The organism is Limimaricola cinnabarinus LL-001 (assembly GCF_000466965.1).
GTDB classification, from domain to species: domain Bacteria; phylum Pseudomonadota; class Alphaproteobacteria; order Rhodobacterales; family Rhodobacteraceae; genus Limimaricola; species Limimaricola cinnabarinus.
The window spans coordinates 1-6,937 of record NZ_BATB01000107.1 but is presented as its reverse complement, the minus strand read 5'-3'; the positions used below and the strand labels follow the sequence as shown (position 1 = coordinate 6,937).

At 67.1% G+C, this 6,937-nt stretch carries 6 protein-coding genes and 1 pseudogene; 6 read left to right on the top strand and 1 reads right to left on the bottom strand.

The window, feature by feature from the left end; translation table 11 throughout:
• The first annotated feature begins 361 nt into the window (after window positions 1-361).
• Window positions 362-1,737 (top strand): annotated as a pseudogene (locus MBELCI_RS17990) (replication initiation protein).
• Between the two features lie 3 nt (window positions 1,738-1,740).
• Here MBELCI_RS17990 and MBELCI_RS17985 read toward each other — a convergent pair.
• On the bottom strand, window positions 1,741-2,394 hold the full coding sequence (locus MBELCI_RS17985; protein ID WP_021695678.1) for a GntR family transcriptional regulator: 654 nt from the start codon (window positions 2,392-2,394) through the stop codon (window positions 1,741-1,743).
• Window positions 2,395-2,524: 130 nt separating this feature from the next.
• Between MBELCI_RS17985 and dctP the strand changes: the two genes are divergently transcribed.
• The 5 genes from dctP to MBELCI_RS17960 form a co-directional block, all read left to right on the top strand.
• Window positions 2,525-3,505: a TRAP transporter substrate-binding protein DctP gene (dctP, locus tag MBELCI_RS17980; RefSeq protein WP_021695677.1), complete on the top strand. Its 981-nt coding sequence runs from the start codon at window positions 2,525-2,527 to the stop codon at window positions 3,503-3,505.
• Between the two features lie 57 nt (window positions 3,506-3,562).
• Window positions 3,563-4,111, top strand: a complete 549-nt coding sequence (locus MBELCI_RS17975; protein ID WP_021695676.1) for a TRAP transporter small permease subunit — start codon at window positions 3,563-3,565, stop codon at window positions 4,109-4,111.
• Window positions 4,111-5,430 (top strand): TRAP transporter large permease, encoded by a 1,320-nt coding sequence (locus MBELCI_RS17970; protein WP_021695675.1) that lies wholly within the window; start codon window positions 4,111-4,113, stop codon window positions 5,428-5,430. The genes MBELCI_RS17975 and MBELCI_RS17970 overlap by 1 nt, the downstream gene beginning before the upstream one ends.
• Entirely contained in the window at window positions 5,427-6,683 is a 1,257-nt protein-coding gene (locus tag MBELCI_RS17965) for a malonyl-CoA decarboxylase (RefSeq protein ID WP_021695674.1), read from the top strand. Before MBELCI_RS17970 ends, MBELCI_RS17965 begins: the two co-directional genes overlap by 4 nt.
• Before the next feature lie 2 nt (window positions 6,684-6,685).
• A partial coding sequence (locus MBELCI_RS17960) for an AMP-binding protein (RefSeq protein WP_045320480.1) occupies window positions 6,686-6,937 on the top strand: 252 nt, incomplete at its 3' end.

Genomic DNA, 6,937 nt, shown 5'->3' with positions numbered 1-6,937 from the left:
TACAGGGGCGCTGCTCTGCTGCGAAACCGGGGCGATCGGGGCGAAATCACCGGGTTTCGGGGCGGGAACACCGCCAAACGCGCCGTCTGAGTCCACTGATTCGTCTCCGGCGAGTCGGTCCGGGGGGGTGTTGCGCTGCCGACAGGAACCAACGTGCGGTACGGTGACGGAAAGGTACCCCTTTACGGGATAGGATGGGGCGGGGTGAGAGGTACCCGGAACAGGCTTGCGCGGAGGTGCCATACTTGGCAGCTTGCCGACGACGCCGGGCAGGGTCGGGCAGGGGTCCGGGTTCGGGTCGGGGAAGGGACAGGCGGGGCGAATGGCAGGGCGAGGGAACACGAAGCGCGCGCGGCGCAGGATCGACCGGGCGTCCACGAAGACGGCGGGCAAGACATCAGCCAAGTCGGCGGCCAGATCGACGGCCAAATCGGCCGACGGGGCAGGGGCCCCGGCGCGGATCGATGTCGAGGGGCTAAGCGGCGCGCTCCGGCGCGGCACCGTCAAGAAGAGCGTCGCCGCGATCCATATCGGCGGCAAGCTGACGCTGTTGCAGCGCAAGCTGTCGAACGTGCTGCTGCTCAATGCCTATGACGCGCTCCTGAGCAATCAGGTGCACCGGATCGACGCGCGGACCTGTGCCTGATGATCGGCTACAACTCGAACGACATCGACAGCCTGCGCGATGCGCTGCGCGGGCTGGCCGAGACCGTGGCCGAATGGGACATGCTCGACGAGAAGGGGCGGCAGGAATGGGGGGTCTCGGCGCTTCTGGCGCATGCGCGGCTGCGCGACGGGGTCTGCGACTATGCCTATTCCCCGGCCCTGGCGGAAAAACTGCACGACCCGCGGGTCTTCGCGCTGATCAATCTCGACATCCAGCGGCGCTTCACCTCCGGGCACGGGCTGGCGCTCTACGAGAACTGCTACCGCTTCGTGCGCACCGGATCGACCGGCTGGTGGCCGCTCGAAGTGTTCCGGCGGCTCATGGGGGTCGATGACAGCGACTATTACCGCAGCTTCAAGCATCTCAACGCCAAGGTCATCAAGCCGGCGGTAGAGGAGGTGAACCGCTCCTCGAACATCGTGATCGAGCCAGAATTCAAGCGCATGGGCCGTTCGGTCACCGAGCTGCGCTTCGCGATACGCGAGAACCCGCAGCTCGCCATGCTCGACATCGATGACGGTCACGCGGTGCGCTCGCAGCCGGTCTATGAGCGGCTGCGAGCGCAGGGCGTGTCGGACCGGCTGGCGCGGCAGTGGATCGCCGAGCATGGCGCCGAAGCGGTGACGGCCAAGCTCGACTGGGTGGCGACGCGCGAGGGCGTGCGCAGCCCGGTGGGGTTCCTGCGCGCCGCGCTCGACAAGGGATGGGACGGAGAGGGGGGCGCACCCCGACCGGCGGCCGAGCCCGCGCCCGAGCCTTCGCCCGAGGCGCGCGCGGCGGCACAGGCGCGCGCGGCGCGAGAGGCCGAGGCCGAGGCAGAGATCGACAGCCGGGCGGCGGCGCGCGCGGCCCGCATCGCGCGGTTCGGCGCGGTGGCCGAAGCCGCGAGATCGCGCAACCCGACCCAGCGCGACGCCGACCGGCGGCTGATGCTGAGCCAGCTCGACGGCGAGCTGGAGCGCGAGGATTTCCGCCGCAACGGCTGGGAGAGCGCGCTGAACGCGCGCGCCATCTTCTCCTTCTGGGAGGAGATGCAGCCGGGGCTGTTCGACGATCTGCCACCGGAGTGAGGGCTATTCGGCTGCGCGCAGCCCGGCCATCAGGTGGTGGAACTTCTCGCCCTGCACCGCGACATGGGCGCGCAGCAAGGCGGCGCAGCGATCGGCCTCACCCGCGCGTAGCGCCTCGACGATTTCCAGATGCTCGGACATGGATTGCGCCATGCGGCCGCGCAGATGCAGCTGGGTCCGGCGGAACGGCTTGAGCCTGCGGTGCAGGCGGGCGGCCTCGGCGGCAAGAAAGCGATTGCCGGACTGGGCGTAGATCAGGTGGTGGAACACCTCGTTCTCGCGGTAATAGGCATCGCTCTGGCCCGCCTCGAGCGCCTCGCGGCAGCGGGCATTGGCGGCGTCAAGATCGGCGAGCGCGGATTCGGAGATCCGCAGCGCCGCGAGACGACCGCAGGAGGCCTCGGTCTCGGCCATCACCTCGAACATCTCCAGAAGCTCGACCGCGCCGACCTCGCGCACGAAGACGCCACGGCGCGGCTGCTGTTCGATCAGCCCGGCGGCGGCGAGCTTCTGGAACGCCTCGCGCAGGGGCGTGCGCGAAACACCGTGCTCCTCGGCGAGACGGGTTTCATCGAGCCTCGTGCCGGGGGCAAAGCGGCCGCGCAGGATCTCGTCCTCCAGCGTTTCGGCGATCAGGTCGCTGCGGCTGCGGCTCATGACGCGGGTCCTTCGCATATGCAGAAACTCAAGTCTTGTATACGAAAGCTTGACTTGAAATACAATCCCGCGCAGCGTGGCAGAGCGCCGGATGGGGGAGCATCGCGGTGCATCGTTTGGGAGGACGACAATGAACAAGATCACGATGCTCGCGGCTTCGGCCGCCATGCTCGCGCCGCTTGCCGCCGGGGCCGAAACCCTGCGCCTGTCGCATCAATGGGCCGAGGGCGACGTGCGTCATCAGGTGGCGCAGATGGTGGCCGACGAGGTGGAGGCCGCCGGGGTCGATCTGGAGATCCAGATCTTTCCGAACCAGACCCTGTTCAAGGCGCGCGAGCAGTACACGCCGCTGTCGCGCGGCCAGCTCGACATGACGGTGCTGCCGCTGAGCTATGCGGGCGGCCAGCAGCCGGCCTACAACCTCACCTTGATGCCGGGGCTGATCCGCAACCTCGAACACGGCAATCGGCTCTCGAAGTCGGACTTCGGCGACGCGATCCGCGAGACCATGGCCGAGGACGACGTGATGGTGCTGGTCGACGGCTATCTCGCCGGGGGCTTCGGGTCGAACAAGGGCTGCATCACCAACCCCGACGACGTGCAGGGCGTGACGATCCGCGCCGCCGGCAAGTCGTTCGAGGAGATGCTGGCGGGGGCTGGCGCCTCTATCGCCTCGATGGCCTCGTCCGAGATCTACCCGGCGCTGCAGACCGGGGTGCTCGATGCGGCCAACACCTCCTCCGAGAGCTTCGTGAGCTACCGGCTCTACGAGCAGCTGTCGTGCTACACGCCGGCGGGCGACACGGCGCTTTGGTTCATGTACCAGCCGATGATCATGAACAAGACGACCTTCGATGAGCTGACCGAAGAGCAGCAGAAGGCCCTGACCGACGCCGCCGCCAAGGCAGAGGAATACTACCTCACCGAAGGCAAGAAGGGCGACGACGTGGCGCGCGAGACCTTCGAGCAGGCCGGCGTCGAAATCGCGGAGATGACCGAAGAGGACTTCAACGCCTGGCGCGAGCTGGCAAAGGAGACCGCGTTCAAGGTGTTCGTCGAAGAGACACCGAACGGTCAGGAACTGCTCGACAAGGCGCTTGCCGTCGAGTGACCGCGCTTGGCCCCCGTGCATCGCGCGGGGGCCGTTTTTCATCCCCGAGGACATCCAATGACCGACATGACCCGGCGGGCCGAGCCCGCCGTGATCCGCGCGATCGGCCATGTCTCGACCCTGTGCGGGGTCGTGGCCGCCGGTCTGATCTTCGCCTCCGTGCTCATCACCTGCCAGATGATCTTTCTGCGCGCGGTGATGGGGCAATCGACGGTCTGGCAGACCGAGGCCGTGATCTACATGATGATCGGCGCGACGCTTCTGGGCCTGCCTTATGTGCAGAAGCTGCGCGGCCATGTCGGCGTCGATCTGGTGCCGGGGATGCTGCCGCCCGGGGCGCGCCGGGCGCTGGCCGTGGGCGTGCTGCTCGCCACCATCTTCATGATCGCGCTGATGCTCGGCTATGGCTGGGAAATGTTCCACATCGCGTGGGAGCGCAACTGGCGCTCCGAGACCGTCTGGGGCGTGAAGCTCTGGATTCCCTATCTCGCCGTGCCGCTCGGCTTCGCGCTCTTCGCGCTGCAGCTCGTGGCCGATCTCTGGGCCGTCGCGACCGGCCATGACGACGTCGATCCCGACGTCGCCCCCGAAGACCGGAGACACTGATGGAGCCGCTCACCCTCGGCGCGCTGGTCGCGCTGTTCACCGTTCTGGTGCTGTTTTCCGGCATCTCCGTCGGGGCGGGCCTTCTGGTCGTCGCCACCGGATTTCTGTTCTTCGTCGATGGCGCGCGGTCGCTCGAGGCGCTGCCCGAGCTGTTCTTCGGCGAACTCAACAGCTTTGCGCTTTTGTCGATCCCGATGTTCATCATCATGGGGGCCGCGATCTCGTCGTCGCGCGCCGGGCCCGATCTCTACGAGGCGCTGGAGCGCTGGCTGACGCGGGTGCCGGGCGGGCTTCTGGTATCGAACCTCGGGGCCTGCGCGCTCTTTGCCGCGATGTCGGGGTCGAGCCCCGCGACCTGTGCGGCGATCGGCAAGATGGGCATCCCCGAGATGCGCAAACGCGGCTATCCCGACGAGGTGGCGGCGGGCTCGATCGCCGCGGGCGGCACGCTGGGCATCCTGATCCCGCCATCGGTGACGATGATCGTATATGGCATCGCGACCGAAACCTCGATCGGGCGGCTGTTCCTTGCCGGCGTGATCCCCGGCCTGCTGTTGACGCTTCTCTTCATCGCATGGGCGATCTTTGACACGTGGCGGCGCGGGGCCGCTGGCGTGGCGCTGTCGGGCATCAAGTATAGCTGGCGTCAGAAGTTCGAGATCCTGCCACGCGTGCTGCCCTTCCTCGCGATCATCGTGGGCGTGCTCTACGCGCTTTATGGCGGCATCGCGACGCCGTCGGAGACGGCCGCCGTCGGCGCGCTTCTCTGCATCGTGGTGGTGATGATCGTCTACAAGATGGTGCAGCCCCGCGCGCTCTGGGCGATTTTGCGCGACAGCACCCGCGAGAGCGTGATGATCCTGTTCATCATCGGCGCGGCGGGGGTGTTCTCCTTCATGCTGTCGTCGCTCTTCATCACCCAATCGGTAGCCGAATGGATCGGCGGGCTCGACGTGAACCGCTGGGTGCTGATGGCGATCGTGAACCTGTTTTTGCTGGTGGCGGGATTTTTCCTGCCGCCCGTGGCGGTGATCCTGATGTCGGCGCCGATCCTGTTGCCGATCATCACCGCCGCCGGTTTCGACCCCTACTGGTTCGCGGTGATCGTGACCATCAACATGGAGATCGGCTTGATCACGCCGCCCGTCGGCCTCAACCTTTACGTCATCAACGGCATCGCGCCGGACATCTCGCTCAAGAAGGTGCTGTTCGGCTCGCTGCCCTTCGTCGGCTGCATGATCGCGGCCATCGTGCTCCTGTCGGTCTTTCCGGGTCTGGCGACCTGGCTGCCCGACTTCGTCATGGGGAAAGCCATATGAGCATCCTGTCCGACGTCCTCTCGACCATCCTCGAACGCCGCTACCCGTGGCAGCCGGCGCGCGAAGCGGATCACCGCTCGGACGAGGCGCTGATCGCGGATCTTCTGTCGAACGCGGGCGAGGTGTCGGGGCTGACCTCGGCGCGCGAGCTGCTCGAACGCTATGCGGCCAAGGACGACGCGGCCAAGATTGCCTTCTTCGCCTATCTGGCCGAGCGGCTCGACATCGACCCCGAGGCGGTGCGCTCGGCGCTCGACGCCTACGAGGCCGAGCCGGGGCCGAGGAGCTACCGCGCCTTTCTGGAGGCGGCCGAGCCGCCGCGCCAAGAGCTGGTGCGCAGGCTCAACCGGGTTCCGGGGGCGACGGCGCGGCTGGTGGCGATGCGCGAGGACCTGCTGCGTCTCCTGAAACGTGACGATCCGCGCGCCGCCCTCGATCAGGATTTCCGGCACCTGTTCCAGAGCTGGTTCAACCGTGGATTCCTCGTGCTGCGCCCGGTGAGCTGGGAAAGCCCGGCGCAGATCCTCGAGAAGATCATCGCCTATGAGGCGGTGCATGCGATCGACAGCTGGAACGATCTGCGCCGCCGGGTCGAGCCGACCGACCGGCGCTGCTTCGCGTTCTTTCATCCCGCGATGCCGGACGAGCCGGTGATCTTCGTCGAAGTGGCGCTGACGCGCGGCATTCCCGGATCGGTGCAGGGGCTTCTGGCCGAGGACCGCGAGGAGGGCGAGGCGGCGGAGGCCGACACCGCCGTCTTCTACTCGATCTCGAACTGCCAGTCGGGGCTGGCGGGGATCTCCTTCGGCAACTCCCTCATCAAGCAGGTGGTGGCGGATCTCTCGGCGGAACTGCCGGGGCTCAGGACCTTCGTGACGCTGTCGCCGATTCCGGGGCTGCGCAGTTGGATGGACGCCGAAGGGATCGACCCGACCCGGCTCGACGACGAGGCGCTCAGGAGGACGGCGGCGAGCTATCTGCTGACCGCCAAGCGCGAGGGCGGCATGCCCCTCGATCCGGTGGCGCGGTTTCATCTCGGCAACGGCGCGCAGCTTCACGCGATCCACGCCAATGCCGACATCTCGGCCAAGGGCCGGGCCGAAAGCTGCGGCGCGATGGTCAACTACCTCTATGATCTGGGCAAGATTACGCAGAACCACGAAGGTTTCGCCAAGCGGCAGGAGGTGGCGGCGTCCGATGCCGTGCGCGGCCTTCTTCCCCGCAACGGGCGGGCCCGCAAGGAAGGGGCATGAAAATGGCCAACCCGCTTTATGACACGCTGTTCGGCCGCCACCAAGGCAAGACGACACCTTTCCTCATCCTGAAAGACGGCACGAAGATCAACCATACCGAGTTTCTGGGCCGGGCGGCGCGGATCGCGCATGCGTTGACCGATGCCGGTCTCAGGCCCGGTGACCGGGTTGCCGCACAGGTCGAGAAAAGCCCGCAGGCGCTCGCGCTCTATGCCGCCTGCGCGCAGGCGGGGCTGGTGGTTTTTGGCCGCTTC

Bases quoted from the DNA above. Each gene is read 5' to 3' on its own strand.
- MBELCI_RS17975 (WP_021695676.1), top strand. From the start codon at position 3,563: ATGACCGACATGACCCGGCGGGCCGAGCCCGCCGTGATCCGCGCGATC.
- dctP (WP_021695677.1), top strand. From the start codon at position 2,525: ATGAACAAGATCACGATGCTCGCGGCTTCGGCCGCCATGCTCGCGCCG.
- MBELCI_RS17970 (WP_021695675.1), top strand. From the start codon at position 4,111: ATGGAGCCGCTCACCCTCGGCGCGCTGGTCGCGCTGTTCACCGTTCTG.
- MBELCI_RS17985 (WP_021695678.1), bottom strand. From the start codon at position 2,394: ATGAGCCGCAGCCGCAGCGACCTGATCGCCGAAACGCTGGAGGACGAG.
- MBELCI_RS17965 (WP_021695674.1), top strand. From the start codon at position 5,427: ATGAGCATCCTGTCCGACGTCCTCTCGACCATCCTCGAACGCCGCTAC.